Origin of the sequence: Solwaraspora sp. WMMD791 (genome assembly GCF_029581195.1) — a bacterium.
GTDB lineage: Bacteria > Actinomycetota > Actinomycetes > Mycobacteriales > Micromonosporaceae > Micromonospora_E.
Genome location: NZ_CP120737.1, coordinates 1,431,962 through 1,449,986 on the forward strand (window position 1 = coordinate 1,431,962; position 18,025 = coordinate 1,449,986).

15 protein-coding genes and 1 pseudogene are annotated in these 18,025 nt (G+C 73.2%); 1 reads left to right on the plus strand and 15 read right to left on the minus strand.

Annotated features, from left to right (window positions below; all coding sequences use genetic code 11):
- Positions 1 to 73: 73 nt before the first annotated feature.
- From O7623_RS06120 to O7623_RS06190, 15 genes and pseudogenes are all read right to left on the minus strand, one after another.
- A complete protein-coding gene (locus tag O7623_RS06120; protein ID WP_282229331.1) occupies positions 74 to 1,051 on the minus strand; it encodes a site-specific tyrosine recombinase XerD in 978 nt (325 codons plus the stop codon).
- A complete protein-coding gene (ald, locus tag O7623_RS06125; RefSeq protein ID WP_282227614.1) occupies positions 1,051 to 2,166 on the minus strand; it encodes an alanine dehydrogenase in 1,116 nt (371 codons plus the stop codon). The genes O7623_RS06120 and ald overlap by 1 nt, the downstream gene beginning before the upstream one ends.
- A 182-nt stretch (positions 2,167 to 2,348) precedes the next feature.
- Positions 2,349 to 2,966 carry an NUDIX hydrolase gene (locus O7623_RS06130; protein WP_282227615.1) on the minus strand — a complete coding sequence of 206 codons (618 nt, stop codon included), beginning with the start codon at positions 2,964 to 2,966 and terminating at the stop codon, positions 2,349 to 2,351.
- Positions 2,963 to 4,660, minus strand: coding sequence for a CTP synthase (locus tag O7623_RS06135; protein ID WP_282227616.1), 1,698 nt, complete (start codon positions 4,658 to 4,660; stop codon positions 2,963 to 2,965). The genes O7623_RS06130 and O7623_RS06135 overlap by 4 nt, the downstream gene beginning before the upstream one ends.
- A gap of 186 nt (positions 4,661 to 4,846) precedes the next feature.
- Positions 4,847 to 6,949: pseudogene (locus O7623_RS06140) on the minus strand (hypothetical protein); the annotation flags it as partial.
- A complete protein-coding gene (locus O7623_RS06145) occupies positions 6,949 to 8,145 on the minus strand; it encodes a glycosyltransferase family 4 protein (RefSeq protein WP_282227618.1) in 1,197 nt (398 codons plus the stop codon). The gene O7623_RS06145 and the pseudogene O7623_RS06140, both read right to left, overlap by 1 nt.
- On the minus strand, positions 8,142 to 9,782 hold the full coding sequence (locus tag O7623_RS06150; protein ID WP_282227619.1) for a lipid II flippase MurJ: 1,641 nt from the start codon (positions 9,780 to 9,782) through the stop codon (positions 8,142 to 8,144). Before O7623_RS06150 ends, O7623_RS06145 begins: the two co-directional genes overlap by 4 nt.
- A 12-nt stretch (positions 9,783 to 9,794) precedes the next feature.
- Complete coding sequence (locus tag O7623_RS06155; protein ID WP_348775130.1) at positions 9,795 to 10,652, minus strand: hypothetical protein; 858 nt, start codon at positions 10,650 to 10,652, stop codon at positions 9,795 to 9,797.
- Positions 10,653 to 10,671: 19 nt separating this feature from the next.
- Positions 10,672 to 11,607 (minus strand): copper transporter, encoded by a 936-nt coding sequence (locus O7623_RS06160; protein WP_282227620.1) that lies wholly within the window; start codon positions 11,605 to 11,607, stop codon positions 10,672 to 10,674.
- Between the two features lie 93 nt (positions 11,608 to 11,700).
- Complete coding sequence (gene steA / locus O7623_RS06165) at positions 11,701 to 12,879, minus strand: putative cytokinetic ring protein SteA (protein WP_282227621.1); 1,179 nt, start codon at positions 12,877 to 12,879, stop codon at positions 11,701 to 11,703.
- Positions 12,880 to 13,090: 211 nt separating this feature from the next.
- A complete protein-coding gene (gene recN, locus O7623_RS06170) occupies positions 13,091 to 14,848 on the minus strand; it encodes a DNA repair protein RecN (protein WP_282229332.1) in 1,758 nt (585 codons plus the stop codon).
- 49 nt (positions 14,849 to 14,897) lie between these two features.
- Entirely contained in the window at positions 14,898 to 15,794 is an 897-nt protein-coding gene (locus O7623_RS06175; protein ID WP_282229333.1) for an NAD kinase, read from the minus strand.
- Positions 15,795 to 15,823: 29 nt separating this feature from the next.
- A complete protein-coding gene (locus O7623_RS06180; RefSeq protein WP_282227622.1) occupies positions 15,824 to 16,642 on the minus strand; it encodes a TlyA family RNA methyltransferase in 819 nt (272 codons plus the stop codon).
- A 24-nt stretch (positions 16,643 to 16,666) separates the two neighbouring features.
- Positions 16,667 to 16,909 (minus strand): hypothetical protein, encoded by a 243-nt coding sequence (locus O7623_RS06185; RefSeq protein WP_282227623.1) that lies wholly within the window; start codon positions 16,907 to 16,909, stop codon positions 16,667 to 16,669.
- Positions 16,910 to 16,986: 77 nt separating this feature from the next.
- Positions 16,987 to 17,517: a hypothetical protein gene (locus O7623_RS06190; RefSeq protein ID WP_282227624.1), complete on the minus strand. Its 531-nt coding sequence runs from the start codon at positions 17,515 to 17,517 to the stop codon at positions 16,987 to 16,989.
- Positions 17,518 to 17,661: 144 nt separating this feature from the next.
- Here O7623_RS06190 and O7623_RS06195 point away from each other — a divergent pair, with 144 nt between their 5' ends.
- Positions 17,662 to 18,000, plus strand: a complete 339-nt coding sequence (locus tag O7623_RS06195) for an SCP2 sterol-binding domain-containing protein (RefSeq protein WP_282227625.1) — start codon at positions 17,662 to 17,664, stop codon at positions 17,998 to 18,000.
- The last annotated feature ends 25 nt before the right edge of the window (positions 18,001 to 18,025 follow it).

Here is an 18,025-nt window from a genome sequence, read left to right on the forward strand (position 1 = left end):
CGCCACCGGGCGGTGGCGTGGCGGGCACCGGCCCGGCGTGTCGACCCGGCACGCCCCGTCACCTGCCTGCGGATCAACGCCGGGCACGGGGATGCGAGGTGGCGTACACCTCACGGAGCCGGTCGACGGTCACCAGGGTGTAGACCTGGGTGGTGGTCACCGACGCGTGGCCGAGCAGCTCCTGCACCACCCGGACGTCCGCGCCACCGTCGAGCAGGTGGGTGGCGTAGGAGTGGCGCAGGGTGTGCGGCGAGACCGCATGCGCCCCGTCGACCGGCAGCCCGGCCCGTTCGGCGGCCCGCCGCAGCACGGTCCAGGCGCTCTGCCGGGACAACTGTCCGCCCCGGGCGTTGAGGAAGATCGCCGGGCTGCCACGGCCGGTGGCGGCGAGCCCGGGACGCACCCGGGTCAGGTACGCGCGCAGCGCGTCGGCGGCGTACCGACCGACCGGCACCAGACGTTGCCGGCCACCCTTGCCGCGCAGCAGCACCACCGCGGCGGTGAGGTCGAGGTCGTCGACGGCGGCGCCGACGGCTTCGGATATCCGCGCTCCGGTGCCGTAGAGGAACTCCAGCAACGCGCGGTCACGGACGGCCAACGGCGTACCGGCACCGTCGAGGGCTCCGGCGGCGGTCAGCAACCGCTCGACCTGGTCCACGTCGAGCGCGCGGGGCAGCCGGCGGGGCGGTAACGCCGGGCGGACGTCACGGCTGGCGTCGACGCCGGCGTACCCTTCCCGGGCGGCGAACCGGTGCAGGCCCCGGATCGCGCTGGCCGCCCGGGCGGTGGACGCCGCCGACAGCGGTGCCTGCCCGTCGCCGCCGGCCCGCAGCGTGGCCAGGTGGGTCGTGATCCGCTCGGGTCGCACCTGGGCGAGGTCCCGGACGCCGGTCGCGGCGAGCGCCGCCCGGTAGCGTTCCAGGTCACGACGGTAGGACTGCACCGTGTTGCGGGACAACCCGCGTTCCACCGCCAGGTGGTCCAGGTAGCCACGGACGGCACGGTGCAGCGCGTCGACGGGTCGCTCGGGCGGGGCGTCGTCGTGGTCGATCAGCCGAGCACCTCCGTCAACGGCCGGCTGGTCATACCGTGCGCCTCGGCGACCGGGCCGTAGGTGAGCCCGCCGTCGTACGTGTTCAGACCGGCGGCGAGGGCCCGGTCCCGGCGCAGCGCGTCGCGCCAGCCGTGGTTGGCCAGTTCGAGGGCGTACGGCAGGGTCACGTTGGTCAGCGCGTAGGTGCTCGTGTGCGGGACGGCACCGGGCATGTTCGCCACACAGTAGAAAACCGACTCGTGCACCCGGTAGACCGGATCGGCGTGGGTGGTGGGCCGGGAGTCCTCGAAGCACCCACCCTGGTCGATCGAGATGTCGACGAGCACGCTGCCGGGCTTCATCCGGGACACCAGCTCGTTGGAGATCAACTTGGGTGCCTTCGCGCCGGGGACCAGCACCGCGCCGATCACCATGTCCGCGTCACGCACGGCCCGCTCGACCTCGTAGGTGTTCGACGCCACGGTCTGCAGGTGGCCCTGGTAGATCGCGTCGGCCTGCCGCAGTTTGTTGATGTTGCGGTCCAGCAGGAGCACCTCGGCCTGCATGCCGAGGGCGATCGCGGCGGCGTTCATGCCGGACACCCCGGCCCCGATGACCACCACCTTGGCGGCGTAGACACCGGAGACCCCACCCATCAGGACGCCGCGACCGCCACCGGAGCGCATCAGGTGGTACGCGCCGACCTGCGGGGCCAACCGACCGGCGACCTCGGACATCGGCGCCAGCAGCGGCAACGCGCCGTCGGCGGTCTCGACCGTCTCGTACGCGATCCCGGTGACGCCCTGCTGCAGCAGGGCGTCGGTGCACTCCTTGGAGGCCGCCAGGTGCAGATAGGTGAACAGCACCTGGCCGCGCCGCATACGGTGGTACTCCTCGGCGATCGGCTCCTTGACCTTGAGGATGAGCTCGCCGGCCGCCCACACGTCGTCCGCCGTCGCCACGATGGTCGCCCCGGCCGCGGCGAACTCGTCATCGGTGATCGCCGAGCCGGCACCTGCGCCGGCCTCGATCATCACCTGGTGCCCGGCCCGGACGAACTCGTGGACGCCGGCCGGAGTGACCGCCACCCGGTACTCGTGATTCTTGACCTCGCGGGGAATTCCCACCAACACGTCGCCGCCACCTCTTCCGCAGGCACCGCTGCCCGTCCGTACTCGGCGCAGTCTAGGGCCGCCGGGCACCGCCACTGGCCCACACGTTGGCAGTCGATGCCGTCCCGAGTTGACGATGTGTCAGTCGGGTGCCCCGCGTTGACCGGCGGTGCCGCTCCCGGTACCGGGAGCGGCACCGCCGGTCAACGCGGTCCCGGGTCGGTGGCCGGACGCAACGCCGCCCAGCCGGTGCGCCGGGCGCGGTCGGCGGCCAGCAGCCCGGCCACCGCCGCCGCGTTGGTGACCGCACCGGCCAGGACCATCCGCACCGCCTCGTCGAGATCGACGACGCGGACCTGCATCTCGGCCTCCTCGTCACGGCGGTCGTGCCGCTGCGGCTGCGGCACCGGCGACAGGTCGCGGGCGAGGAAGATCCTGATCGTCTCGTCCGAACAGCCCGGCGAGGTGTGCAGGTCGACGAGCAGGTCGAGTCGCCCGGCCTGCAGGTCGGCCTCCTCGGCCAACTCCCGCAGGGCCGCCGAGGGCAGATCCTCCCCGCGGACGTCGACCAGTCCGGCCGGCAACTCCCACAGGCGACGCCCGACCGGGTGGCGGTACTGGCGGACCAGCACGACCCCGCCGGCGTCGTCGAGCGCCACCACCCCGACCGCGCCGACGTGGCGCACGTAGTCACGCCTCGCCACGCCACCGCCCGGCATCGTCACGTCGTCGCTGACGACCGAGAAGATGGGACCGGTGAACCTGTCGGTGCGCTGCCGTACCTGGTAGACGTGGGGCTCCGCCGCCGGGTCGGGTGTCACGACTGGCCGCCGGAGGATCCGAGGTCCACCGGCAGCTGGTCGGCCTCGGAGTAGACGATGACCGCACCGACGAACGCGTGGAACAACGGGTGCGGCCGGGTCGGGCGGCTCTTGAGCTCCGGATGGGCCTGGGTCGCGACGAAGAACGGATGTTCGGCGGGGTCCAGCTCGACGAACTCGACGAGCCGGCCGTCCGGTGAGGTGCCGGAGATCCGCAGACCGGCCTTCTCCAGCACCTCGCGGTAGGCATTGTTCACCTCGTACCGGTGCCGGTGTCGCTCGCTGACCTCGGTGGTGCCGTACGCCCGGGCCACGATCGACCCCTCGGCCAGCCGGGCCGGATAGGCGCCGAGGCGCATCGTGCCACCCAGGTCGCCCCGGCCGGCGACGATCTGCTCCTGATCGGCCATGGTCGCGACGATCGGATGCTCGACGTCCTCGTCGAACTCCGCCGAATTGGCACCGACCAGGCCGGCACCGTTGCGGGCCACCTCGATCACCATGCACTGCAGGCCGAGGCAGAGGCCGAGCACCGGAATGCCGTTCTCCCGACCGTACCGGGCGGCGCCGATCTTGCCCTCGATACCCCGGACGCCGAACCCGCCGGGGATGACGATGCCGTCGACGCCGGCCAGCGCGGCCGCGGCGCCGTTCGGGCTGACACACTCGTCGCTGGGCACCCACCGGACCTGCACCCGGGCCCGGTGTCCGAACCCGGCCGCCCGGATCGCCTCGGACACCGACAGGTACGCGTCGGGCAGGTCGACGTACTTGCCGACCAGCGCCACGGTGACCGTGTGCTGGGGGTGGTGCACCCGCTCCAGCAGGTCGTCCCAGCTGCTCCAGTCCACGTCCCGGAAGGACAGGCCGAGCCGCCGCACCACGTAGGCGTCGAGCCCTTCCCGGTGCAGGACCTTCGGGATGTCGTAGATGCTCGGGGCGTCCGGCGCGGCGATCACCGCTTCGCGGTCCACGTCGCAGTAGAGCGAGAGCTTGTGCTTGAGCTTGTCGGGGATCTCCCGGTCGGAGCGGCAGACGATCGCGTCGGGCTGGATACCGATGCTGCGCAGAGCGGCCACCGAGTGCTGCGTCGGTTTGGTCTTCAGTTCCCCGGACGGCACCAGGTACGGCACCAGCGACACGTGCAGGTAGAAGCAGCGGTCCCGGCCGACGTCGTGACGGACCTGGCGGATCGCTTCCAGAAACGGCAACGACTCGATGTCGCCGACGGTGCCGCCCACCTCGGTGATCACCACGTCCGGCACCAGGCCCTGTTCGTCCGGCTCGCCCATCGCCCGGATCCGTGCCTTGATCTCGTTGGTGATGTGCGGGATGACCTGCACGGTGTCGCCGAGGTATTCGCCCCGGCGCTCCTTGGCGATGACCGCCGAGTAGATCTGGCCGGTCGTGACGTTGGCCTTGCAGGACAGGTCGCGGTCGAGGAACCGTTCGTAGTGCCCCACGTCGAGGTCGGTCTCCGCGCCGTCCTCGGTGACGAACACCTCGCCGTGCTGGAAGGGGTTCATCGTGCCGGGGTCGACGTTCAGGTACGGGTCGAGCTTCTGCATCACCACCCGCAGCCCCCGGGCAGTGAGCAGGTTGCCCAGGCTGGACGCGGTCAGCCCTTTACCGAGTGAGGACGCGACGCCCCCGGTGACGAAAATGTGCCGTACCGTTTGTGTCGAAGGGGCCAAGGCGTGCTCCCGTGGGTCGTCTGACTGGTCGTGCAGACCGGCGCGTCACTGATGAAGCTGCTGGCGCGATCCACGGGACTCCACGGTAACACCTGCCGAACCAGCGGATTCGTCGACCTCGGGGGCCGTCGGCGGGCCCGACCCGGTGCCGCCGGATTCGGTGCCCTGCGGGTCGGGACCGATCGTCGGTCGGGTCCGGTCCGCCGAGTGGCCCAGCACCCGCAACGCCAGCAGCGTCGCCATCGGTACGGTGACCGCCGCCGCCGCGCCGGCGACGTCGAGCGCGGCACCTGCCAACCCACCACCGATCACCGACGACACGGCGATTCCCGCCATCGCCGCGCGCACCGCCGGGTAGATGCCGAACAGCCGCTTGAGCCCACCCCAGGACTGCAGCAGGCCGAACCAGACCAACGCCGCGCTGACCAGGGCCAGGATCGTCAACGGGCTGCCCAGCAGGGTCGCCATGTTCGCCGACGAGGAACGGTGCAGGGTCAACCCACCGGTGCCGTCGGCGAGCGCCGCGAGGAACCGGCCCAGACTGCCCCGCTCGGTCTCCGGCCGTTGCAGGTCGAGCAGCGCGAACCCGGCGGTCACCACCAGGCCGGCGATCGTCGCCCAGGCCACCCTGGGCAGGCTGAGCCAACCGCCGGTGCTGATCGCCGCCGCGATACTCACCCCAGCGGTCAACGCGATCGCCCCGACCGGGTCGGCACCCAGGTACGGGCTGCCGACCAGGATGACCGCCGCGCCGCCGATCGCGACCACCACCGTGACCCGCCAGGTCCGGCGGACCCGCTGGGCCAGGCAGCCGGCGGCCAGCAACGTCCCGGCGATCAGCACACCCAGGCCGATGGTGCCGAGACCGGCGTAGCGCCCCCCTTCGGTCGCCGAGTACCCGGTGACGCCGTTGAGCTGCAGCCGGGAACCGGTCAGCACGTCGGCGGCCACCACCGCCGCCGCGATCGTCGCGACCGCCGCCATCGGCCCGAGGGTGCGCCGGTACGGTCCACTGATCCGTACCGCGGCCGTGGCGGCGGCGACCGCCACCAGCGTGATCCCGACCAGCAGCAGACCTGGATGCGCGCTGCGCCACCAGGGCACCACGTCGGCCAGCAACGCCGCCGGGATCGCCAACGCGGCGGCGATCAGCAGCACCTCCAGCACCGCGCCGGCCCGACGGACCACCGGATCCGGTCCGGGTCGTCCGGCGGTGCGCCGGACCCGCCGCAGCAGTGGTACCACGGCGACGGCGAGCAGGCTCTGGAACCCGGCGAGCAGCCCGAAGAACCAGTTCGACGCCTGCCGTTGGGCGCGCGCCGCCCGGTCGGCGTCGGCCGGGGCCGCGATGGCTGTCGCCAGATCGGCTGGCCTGCCCGGTACCGCGTTCGCCGGTTGGCCGATGAACAGCCCGTCCGGCTGCTGCCGGCCGAGCACCTGTAAGGCGGTCGGCGCGAGGTCCACCAACTGCAGGTACCCGTCGCGGCCAGTGGTCGGTGAGGTGATCCAGCCGTCCTGCCAGCCCGGTCCGTCGGCGGCTACGACGTGCAGGCGGTCGCTGGTGCCGGTGTCGGCGAGTCCGGCCACCAGCACCAGTGACCGGGCAGGCCTGGCCGCCAGCACCCGGGCCAGCCGCGCGTCCGCCTGACGGGCCGACTCGGCCCGCTCGGCGGGGTCGGTGCCAGCGACCACCCCGGCGTCGACGATCGACAGTACGCAGGAGGCGAGCAGGTCCCGCGAGTCCTCGGGAAGTTCGGGCTCGTACCGGTCGACCCGCCCGAAGGGCCTCGCGGCGGCCAGCGCGGCACCCGGACCCACCGCAACCGTGCAGCGGACCGACTCGGCCAGCGCACCCGGCACCGCCCCCCAGGCCAACCGTTCCTGGTTGAGCCGCACCGTCGCCGCCTGGGACGGCAGGTAACCACCGATGCCGTCGGGTTGCTCCACGGTCACCGGCTGCTCGACGCAGTCTCCGGCAGAATCGACCCCACTGCCCTCGGCGGCGGCGTAGGTGCCGGCCCCGAGGGTGACCCAGCCGTCTGCGGGACAGGTCGGACGCCGGGCGCTGCGTACCGACAACGAGGCGATCGAGCCGCCCTCGGCGAGGCGCCACAGCGCCGGAGTGGTGGCCTGGTCGACGTCGTCCCAGCGCAGCCCGGGCACCCCGACGACGATCACGTAGTCGGCGGTGCGTCCGGAGGTACCGACCGCGGGCCGGTCGGCCAGCGCCGCCGCCGCGACGGCGAGCAGCACCGACATCAGCAGGAGCGGCACGAGCCGGTGGCGCATCAGCCGGACCCCTCGCCCATCTGCTCGCCCCGGGCGCCACGGTCGGTACGGCTACTCGATGTGGTCCGCCCACCGGCGGGGCCACGCTCGCCGGTCAGATCCCGGTAGACGGCCCGGACGCCGTCGACGGTGTCGGCCTCGGTGGGCCACGACCGGGCCCGCAGCGGCCCCCGGCCGGCCAGGTCCGCCCGCCGCTGATGGTCACGCAGCAGGTCCCGCACCGCGGTGTCGAGTGCGTCGACGTCGTCGGGTGCGATCAGCACCGCGGCGTCGCCGACGAGTTCGGGTACTCCACCGACCCCGGTGGCCACCAGCGGTACGCCGGCGCGCAGCGCCTCCTGAGCGAACAGCTGCCGGGCCTCCCAGTCGCTGCACACGACCGCCAGGTCGGCACCGAGCAGCAGGTCGGCCACGTCGGTACGGTGCCCGAGCAGGGTGACCGGGGCCCGTACCGCTGAGATCTGCGCGGCCAGCGCCAGGTAACTCGGACCGGAACCGGCGATCGCCACCTGAGCCGGTGGATCCAGCTCACGCCAGCGGGCTGCGGCGTCGACGAGCAGGTCGTAGCGCTTCTGCGGGTGCAGTCGCCCGACCGAGAGCACCAGCGGCTGCCGGGGACCGACACCGAACTCGGCCCGTACGGCGGCGCGACTACGCGTCGGTGGTGGCAGTTCGGGGGCGGCCACCGGGGCCAGCCGGGCGTCCGGCGCCCCCAGCCGCGTCGCCTGCGCCACCAGGTCCGGCGACGCGCCGAGGGTGATCCGGGCGGACCGGGCCACCCGGCGCTGCGCCCACCGCGACAGCCGACCGCGAAGCCCCCCGGCCATCACGGTGTTGTGCCAGGTGACGACGACCGGTGCGGACGGGCGCGCCAGTACGGCCACCAGACCGGCCCGCAGCCCGTGCGCGTGCACCACGTCCACCGGGTTCGCGGCGAGGACCCGTCGCAGGGTCCGGACCGCTGCCGCGTCCGCCAGGGTCGGGCTGGCCGGGATCTCCACTGGTACGAAGGTCGCGCCGGTGGCGGTGAAGCCGAACTGTTCCTCGGTGGCATGCGGGCCGCACACGACCACGCGGGCACCGCCGCCGACCAGTCCGGCGCTCAGCGACGTCAGGTGCTGTCCGACACCGCCGGTGCTCGAGCCGAGCAGCAGTAGCACCGTGCCGGCCCAGTCGGTCCGCGTCACGTCGCTCACGGTGTCTCCGTCCCCTTCCCGCCCGGCCGGGCGCGGGCCGCGACCCGCCGGAGCGCCCTGGCGATCGTCGGGCGCAGATCGTGGCGATCCAGTGGCAGGCAGACCGCGAGGAAGACCACCACCGCGGTCGCTCCCGACAGCATGCCCTGCCAGACCGCGCCGGTTGCCGTCGGGGGGGCCGTACCCGGCCCGGTCCCGACCGCGACCAGGCCGCCGGCGACCGCCGCCGCCGCCCCGGCGCCGAGGCCGATCGCGGTGGCCCGGCCGAGGCCGGCGAGCACCGGCGCGCCACCGACCCGCCGCAGCGCCGCCACCAGCAGCACCCCCATCACCGACAGGCCGACGGCGTTGGCCACCGCCAACGCCAGCACCCGGTCGGTGTCGGGCAGGGCCGTGGCCAGCAGCACCGCGCTGAGGATCACCGCGCTCCAGCCGGCGGCGACCGCGCCTGCGGCGGCGGCGGGCCGACCGGCGGCGTACAGCGCCCGGGATCCGATGGCGAACAGTCCGTAGCCGATCAGCCCCGGCGCGAACCCGCCGATCCCCGCCGCCAGCGCGCCGGCCTGGTCCGGCGGGACGAGGAACGCCGCAGCCGGTACCCGGACGGCGACCAGCGCGGCGGCGCCGAAGCTGGCCAGGAGGACCACGAGGCGGGCCGCTGGCGCGAGGGCGGCGCGGTAGCCGTCGTGGTCACCGCTGCCGTGGGCGGCGACCATTGTCGGGTAGGCGGCGGTCGCCAACGGCACCGCCAGCACCGACCAGGGCAGCAGGAACACGGTCTGGGCCAGGGCGAACAGCACGACGGCGCCGTCCGGCGCCCCCCAGTTCAGACAGAGCCAGACCGCGGTGAGCAGGGCGACCTGCTGGGTGCCGACGGTGACCGCACCGGCCGTCGCCAACCCGCCGACGGCGGTGCGGGCCGCGCCGACGAAGCGCACCGCCGGCCGCAACCGCAGCCGCAGCCGGCGCAGTGGAATCATCAGGCTCAACGACAGCACCGCCACCCCGGCGGTCGTACCGACCGCGAGCAGGGTCTGTCCGGCGGCGCCGACCTGTGGCAGGTCGGCCAGCCGGCCCTCGGCGGCCGCGAACGTCAGGTAGGTGCCGATCACGACGACGCTGGACAGCAAGGGTGCGAGGACCGGCCAGGCGAACCGGTGGTGGGCCTGCAGCACCCCGATGAGGACCACCGCGACGCCGTACAGCGGCAGCTGCGGTGCGAACAGGCGCAGCATCAGCACCCCGGCGTCGATCTGGTCCGCGCCGCCGTCCTCGGCGAGCAGCCGGATGATCGGCCCGGCGGCCACCGCGAGCAGCACCGCCAACGGGACCAACAGGCTCAACGTCCAGGTGAGCAGGGCCGATGTGGTGGCCGAGACAGTGTCACGGTCGTCGGCGGCGACCGCGCCGGCCAGCAGGGGCACCACCAGGCTCGCCAACGCGCCGCCGACGACGATCTCGAACACGATGTTCGGGATGGTGTTCGCCGCGTGGTAGATGTCGCCCAGCGTGGTCGGGCCGACCGACCAGGCGAAGACCGCGGTCCGCCCGAACCCGACCAGCCGGCTGGCCACCGTGAGCACCGCGATCACCGTGGCCGCACCGGCGACCCGGGTGGCGATCGCCCGACTGGTCATCGCCGGCGCCGGTCAGGGGGTCCGGCGACCCAGCGCGTCCAGCTCCCGGAGCCCGGCGGTGCGCTGGATGACCTGGGTGAAACTGACCCGCTCACTCGCCGCGGTCAGGGCGGCGATCACGCCCAGTGCGGCGGCCCGACCGAGCGGACCGCTGCGCTGGGCGAGGGCCACCCCGAGCAGGGCGCCGAGGGAGTTGGCACCGCAGTCGCCGAGCATCACCCGCTCGTCGAGGTCGTCGGGCAGCAGACCGAGGACCGCGCCGGCGGTGCCGGCGGCGGTCCCGGCCGACGGACCGGTCAGCAGCGGTCCGGCCACGAGTAGCCCGGCCTTCGCGGCCCGTCCCGGCCGCAGGTCGAGCAGGTTGACCAGGTTGGCCATGCCGGCGATGACCCCGGCACCGAGCAGCAGGTCGGCACCGCGGACCGCCGGATGGCCGGTGGGTCGGCGCCGGTCGGCGGAGAGCAGCGCGGCGGCGGCGACCCCGGTCGCTCCGACCCCGACGATCTTGACCAATCCGCTGGTCACCCGTCCGCGTCGCAGCGCCGCCAGGTGACCGGCGAAGCCCTTGGCCGCCCGCTGGTCCGGGCGGGCACCGACGATGTCGTCGTAGAGACCGACGGCACCGGCCCCGACGCCAGCGACCAGCGCGGCGGCGGCACCCGCCGGATGTCCGGCGCCCAGGGCGGCGGCCGCCGACGCGCCGACGGCCAACGCCGGACCGCCGGCCAGGCTCACGGTACGGCCACGGAAGTTGGTGCGGTCCAGGACGCCACGCGGGGCCACCCGGCGGGTGGTACGCAGCGCCGCCCGGGCGGCGACCACCCCGACGGCGGCGGCCAGCGACAGGCCCAGCGGGCCACGGGTCAACATCAGGGTCTGCTCCGGGGTGCTATTCGGGGCGCTTGGGCATCAGGCTCGTGGCACCGGCGCCAAGCCCGTAGTGCCCGGCCTGCCCGAGGGTGAACTGCTCGGCGGTGGCGAGAGCGGTGACGGCCTGCCCGGCCGTGGTGTTGCCGTTGTCGACGGTGGAGATCGACTGGGTGAGGGTCGGATCGCCGCGTACCGCCGAGATCAGGTTGCCGTCGCTGGATCCGGTGCCGGCCACCACCACCTGACTGTTGCGGTCGAACTGCACGACCATGGTCACCACGGCCGCGTCCTTCTTGGCTGCCTGCCGGTCGACGTACGGCTGACCGCTGACCACGACGACGGCCTCCGCGGGGCCGGTGACCGGCGTCTCGACCGTGATGTAGCCGGCGTCGCCGTACGCGTCGAGCACGGCGGCGAGATCCGCCGGGTCGACCGCCGGCTGCTCGGCACGGTCCAGCAAGGCGCTGGCCAGTAGCGCGCTGGAGGTTTCGACGCCGTCGCTGTTGCCGGGCAGTCCGGTGGTGGGCACGGTGGGCCGGGCTGCGGCGGTGGCGAGTTCGAGCAGGTTGACACCGTTGTCCGGATCGACGAACTTGTCCTGCACGTCGATGCGACCGGTCACGGTCGCCCCGGCCATGTCCAGCGCCGCGACCACCCCCTCGGCGTGGTCCCGGCCGCTGGGCAGGCAGATGACCAGCAGTCGCCGGCCGGCGAGCTTGTCGGCCAGCAGGATCGGCGCGGCTTCGGCGACGAAGTCCTCCTCGCGGTCGACTTCCTCGCGCAGGCTGTTGACGGTCTCCCGCAACTGGGTGTTGTCTTTGCGCAGAGCATTCACGTTGTCGCTCAAAGAATCGGCGACCGGGCCGTTCAACGCGGCGGTGCCTACGACGAGGCCGATCGCCAGGGCGAGGAACACCGCCGTGAGCGACACCACGTGGTAACGGAAGTTGATCACACTTGCCGCCTTCTCCGATCCGTCTGCGCGTGACCGGTTGCTCCGTCCGCGCTCTTACCAGGCCCGTCTCCGCTGGCGGAGCCGCCCCGTCCGTCAGAAGAGCTGCCCCACCTGGAAGACGAAATTGTCCCACCACTCGGAAGCCACTCCGAGATAGGCCTGGCCGACCGTGGAAACCGCGACGGCCGACGCCATCGCGGCGATTGCGGAGAGCACGAGCAGCAGCAGCGACGATCCGGAAATGCTCTGCCGGTAGAGCCGGCTGACGCCCTTGGCGTCGACCAGCTTACCGCCCACCTTGAGCCGGGTCAGAAACGTCGAGGCCATCCCGCCCCGGCCCTTGTCGAGGAACTCCACCAGGGTGGCATGCGTACCGACCGCCACGATCAGGGTGGCGCCCTTCTCGTCAGCCAGCAGCATCGCCAGGTCCTCGCTGGTGGCTGCCGCGGGAAAGGTCACCGCCTCCACGCCGAGCTCACGGACCCGGTCCATGCCGGGTGCCCGGCCGTCCGGGTAGGCGTGCACGACGACCTCCGCGCCGCAGCGCAGCACGTCGTCGGTCACCGAGTCCATGTCACCGATGATCATGTCCGGGGTGTAGCCGGCCTCGACGAGGGCGTCCGCACCGCCGTCCACCCCGATGAGCACCGGCTTGAACTCGCGGATGTACGGCCGCAGCACATCCAGATCGGCCTTGTAGTCGTAGCCACGGACCACGATCAGGCAGTGCCGACGGGCGATGCGGGTCTCGATCTCCGGCACGCCGACACCGTCGAGAAGCAGATCCCGCTCCTGTTTGAGGTACTCCATCGTGTTGGCGGCGAACGCCTCCAACTGGACCGACAGGCCCTCCCTGGCCTCGCTCATCGACCGGGCCACCGAATCGGCGTCCTGCCGTACCCCGGAGGCCACCTGCGCGTCACCGACCAGAACCGTGGCACCGTCGATCCGGACCGTGTCACCGTCACGGACCTTGTCGAACACGTCCTCGCCGAGATCGTCCACCAGCGGAATCCCCGCCTGGATCAGCACCTCCGGGCCGAGATTGGGGTATCGGCCGGACACTGACGGCTTGGCGTTGAGCACCGCAGCCACCCCGACCGCTACCAACGAGTCCGCGGCGACCCGGTCCAGATCGACGTGGTCGATGACCGCGATGTCACCCGGCCGCAGTCGCCCGACCAGCCGTTTCGTCCGGCGGTCGAGCCGCGCGGTGCCGGAGATCGTCCCGGGCTCGGCAGTCCGGGCCCGGCGCAAGGTGGGTAGACGCATCCTCACCATCCTGGCATGTGGGGCAGCGGAATCCGGCACGACATGCCCGCCGCGTCGCGGCCGGTGGGAGCGGCCGGCCGCCCGGTCCGGCACGTCCCTGTTCTAGCGAACCACATCGCCGCCCGTCTGTCGGCACCGCAGCACGCCCCGGACGGGCCCGACCGCCGACACGCTGCCCACGCACCGCACCGACGCACCGGCCGGTCAGGGGTCAGCCGCGCCGCTCCCGCGCGGCGACCGCGAGCAGCTCCTCCGCGTGCGCGATACCCAGGTCCGAATCCGGCAAACCAGCCAGCATCCGGGCCAGCTCCCGGGCCCGGTCGGTGTCCTCGACGACCTGTACGCCGCTGGTGGTGACCGCTCCCCCGGTGTCCTTCGCGACCACCAGATGCCGGTCCGCGAACGCCGCCACCTGCGGCAGGTGCGTCACCACCAGCACCTGATGGCTACGGGCCAGTCGGGCGAGGCGTCGACCGATCTCCACCGCCGCCTGACCGCCGACCCCGGCGTCGACCTCGTCGAAGACCAGCGTCGGTGGCCCTCCGGCACCGGCGAACACCACCTCGATCGCCAGCATCACCCGGGACAGCTCACCCCCGCTGGCCCCCCGCTGCAGCGGCAACGCCGGAGCGCCCGGATGCGCCAACAACCGCAGTTCGACCTCGTCGGCACCGTCCGGGCCGACACCGGCCTCGACGCCGTCGACGGTCAGCGTCGGTTCGCCCCGGCCGGGCGGGCGGGCCAGGACCACCACCTCGACCCGGGCGTGCGGCATCGCCAATCCGGCCAGCTCCACGCTGACCTGCTCGGCGAAGCGCACCGCCGCCGACCGGCGGGCGGCCGACACCCGGCTGGCCAGCTCCGCCACCTCGTCGGCGAGCCGGGCCCGTTCCCGGTCGAGCTCGTCGAGCAGCTCGTCGGAGGTGTCCAGGTCAGCCAGCCGCTCCCGGGCCCGCTGCGCCCAGGCGATCACCCCGTCGACATCGTCGGCGTACTTGCGGGTCAGCCCGCGCAGCGCCATCCGCCGCTCGTAGACGGCCTGCAGCCGCTGCGGATCGGCGTCGAGGGCCGCGAGATAACCGGACAGCTCCGCGGCGACGTCACCGACCAGGGTCGCCGCCTCGGTCACCCGGCCCGCGAGATCACCGAGCAGCCGGTCCACCCCTGCCTGGGCCTCCAACGCACGGCGGGCCGCCCCGAGCAGGCCGGTGGCGTCGGGCGTGTCGTCGGCCGCATCGGACCCGCCGGCGAGCGCCAGCACCGCCACCTGCGCGGCGGCCCGCAGCCCTTCGGCGTGCTCCAGACGTTGCGCCTCGGCCTTGAGTTCGGCCTCCTCGCCCGGCTGCGGATCGACCCGGGTGATCTCGTCCAGGCCCAGCCGCAGCAGATCGGCCTCCTGGTTGCGCTCCCGCGCGTTGCGCCGCCGGTCGGCCAGGTCGTCGCTGACCTGCCGCCACCGGCCGTGCACCTCCCGCATGGTGTCGAGCAGTTTCTCGTGCTCGGCGCCGGCGAACCGGTCGAGCGCGGCCCGCTGCTCCGCCGGGCGCAGCAGCCGCAGCTGGTCGGACTGCCCGTGCACGGCGACGACCTGGTCGCCGATCTCGCCGAGTACGGAGACCGGCATGCTGCGACCACCGACGTGGGCACGGGACCGCCCTTCAGCGGTGACCGTCCTGCTCAGCAGCAGGACACCGTCGTCGTCCGGTTCCGCCCCCGCGTCGGCGATCCGCCCGTGCACCGCCGCCCCGGTCGCGCCGACCAGCCGCAGCCGGCCCTCCACGATGGCCCGGCCAGGGTCGGCGCGGACCCGCCCGGCGTCGGCCCGGCCCCCGAACAGCAACCCGAGACCGGTCACCACCATCGTCTTACCGGCACCCGTCTCGCCGGTAATCACGTTCATGCCACGGGTCAGCGGCAGCGTGGTGTCCTCGATGACGCCCAGCCCGGTGATGCGCAGCTCTTCCAGCACAGCCACCGACAGTAGTAGCGGGGGGCGACGTTGACCACCCGGGGCCCGCTCAGCGGCGGTTTCCCCGCCAGCCGTTCACCGGAAGGTCGAACTTGGCGACCAGCCGGTCACTGAACGGCCGAGGATGCAGCCGGACCACCCGTACCGGCAGGTCACCCCGGCGGACCGTCACCCGCGCTCCGGGTGGCAGGTCGTAGACCCGTCGCCCGTCGCAGCACAGCACCGCGAACGTGGTGTAGGGGTCGACGGTGATCACGAACGTCGAGCTCGGCGCGGTCACCAGCGGGCGGCTGAACAGGGCGTGCGCGCTGATCGGCACCAGCAGCAGGGCCTCGACCTCTGGCCACACGACCGGCCCGCCCGCAGAGAACGCGTACGCCGTGGAACCGGTCGGGGTGGCACACACCACACCGTCGGCGCCGTAGCGCGACAACGGCCGACCGTCCACGTCGACCATCAACTCCAGCATCTGGGCACGCTGCCCCTTCTCGACGCTGATCTCGTTGAGCGCCCACGAGTCGATGATCACCCCGTGCTCCAACTCGGCCCGCACGTCCAGGGTCAACCGCTCATCCACCGTGTACTCACCGGCGACGACCTGCCGTACCGCCCGGTCGAGGTCACCGATCTCGGCCTCGGCGAGAAAGCCCACCTTGCCGAGATTGATGCCGAGCAGCGGGGCCTTCGCCGGCCGGGCCAGCTCGGCAGCCCGCAGGAAGGTGCCGTCGCCGCCGAGCGCGAAGACGATCTCCACTCCGACGGCGGCATCCGGCCCGCTGACCGGTGACACACCCGGCAGGTCCAGATCGTCGGCTTCCTCGGCGATCACCCGGACCCCGAAACCGGCCTCGATCAGGTCGGCGGCAACGGTACGGGCGTGGTCGGTGCTGCGCTGGCGCCCGGTGTGGGTCACCAGCAGCGCCGACCGGACGCTCGACGGCACCACCGGGGCACCGCCGGTCGGGACTGTCGCGTTCACCGCGTTCCACCTTCCTCCGTCGCCGGACCGGCGTCGACGATAGCCCGGATCTGCTGTGCCTCGGCGGGCGGTGCGCCGACCCGGAACCAGACGAAGAACTCGACGTTGCCCCGGGGACCGGGCAGCGGGCTGGCCACGACCGCCGCCACGCCGAGCCCGAGCCGCTCACCCGCCCGGGCCACCTCGTGCACTGCCTCGGCGCGCAGCGCCGGATCACGTACCACCCCGCCGCTGCCGACCCGGTCGCGGCCCACCTCGAACTGCGGTTTGACCATGAGCAGCAGATCGCCGGCGGGCGCCGTACACGCCCACAGCGCCGGTAGCACCAGACGCAGGGAGATGAACGACAGGTCCGCGACCGTCAGGTCGACCGCACCGCCGATCTGGTCGGTGGTGAGGTTGCGGACGTTGGTTCGTTCGTGCACCCGTACCCGATCGTCGCCCCGCAGCGACCAGGCCAGCTGGCCGTAACCGACGTCGACCGCGACGACCTCGGCCGCGCCGCGCCGCAGCAGTACGTCGGTGAACCCTCCGGTGGAGGCACCGGCGTCGAGGCACCGCCGGCCCACGACCGGTACACCGGTACCGTCCAGCGCACCGATGAGCTTGTGGGCGCCACGCGAGACGTACCCCTGGGCCGGATCGTCACCCAGGACCCGGACCGCGTCGGCGGGGTCGACCATCGCGGCCGCCTTCCCGGCCGCGACACCGCGGACCTCGACCCTGCCGGCCGTGATCAACTCGGCGGCCTGCTCCCGGGACCGGGCGAGGCCCCGACGGACCAGTTCGACGTCGAGACGGTTACGGCGTGCCATGGATCTCCGGCATCGTGTCCACGCTCAGGCCTGGTCGATCGTGGCGAGCGTCTCCTGCAGGGTGCCGTGTGCCGCCTCGTACTGCGCGATCTGGTCGGCGGGCGGCAGCCCGGCGGCGTTGCGAATCGCCTGGACCGCCGCGTCCACCGCCGGGTGGCCGGTCTGCTGTGCCGCCGGGTCGCCGGTCTGCTGTGCCGCCGGGTCGCCGGTCTGCTGTGCCGCCGGGTCGCCGGGCACCGGCTCGGCCACCGGGTCGGTCGTGGTCATGTCCGGGCCCGCCACCGTGGCGGGTCCACGGTTGCCGGGCGGCGGCATCGGCACCGGACGAAACGGCCCCGGGGCGGTCACTGCCCACCCACCGGGCCGGCACCGGGTTCCTTCGCGACAGCTTTCTTCGCCACCGCCTTCTTCGCCACCGCTTTCTTCGCGACGGCCTTCGTGGCGACGGCCTTCTTCGCCACCGCCTTGCCTGCCACCGGGGCGGGTGACGCGGCGGTGGCCGGCGCACCCGGCCCCGCAGCCGGCAAGGACGCCTCAGCGGTCGCTGCGGCGGCGGTCGCGGCGGCGGTACGCGCCCGTGCCTGTTCCACGTCGGCCTCGAGCCGGCGGATCCGCTCCCGAAGGGCAGCCACCTCGTCGGCCTTGGCCAGCCCGACCGCGTCCAACGCCCGATCGACCTCGACCCGGACCAAGCGGGTCAGCGACTCCCGATTGGCGGTCCCGGCTGTGAACAGGTCCTCGGCCATCGCCTGCAACTGCGCAGCCGTGGCCCCGCCCTTGCCCACCAGCGACCGCGCGGTCTGCTCCGCCTTCTTCCGGGACGCCTCGGTCAGCCCGAGGGCCAGTTCCAGGTACGCCCGCCAGGCGTCACGCATGTCCCACTCCTTCACCGCGAAGAATGTTCGATCGCCACGCTACCGGGACGCGCCGGCACAGTGCGGTACGGTGCCAGTACGAGCGCCCGGCGTGCCGCCCCCACGCACGGTCGCGGGACGACCCCACCTGACCTGGGAGGTGCGATGGCCAGCGTCGACGAGTGCCGTCAGGCGCTGCGCGAGCTCGCCGCCCGGCTCGCGGACAACGCCGACGAGGTCCGCGACCGGGTCAACCTGGACCGCACCCTGGCCTGCCGGATCACCGACCTCGGCGCCGCGTTCCACGCACGGCTGACCGGTGGGCGGCTCGTCGACATCGCCGACGGCGACGACCCCAAGGCGAAGATCGCCATGAGCATCGGCAGTGACGACCTGCTTGCCCTCGTCCGGGGCGACCTGGATGCAGGCCGTGCCCTCGCCAGTCGTCGGCTGTCGGTCAGCGCGAGCCCGTTCGACCTGCTCAAGCTACGCAAGCTGCTCTGAAGGCCCGCAGCTACCGGCCACAGTG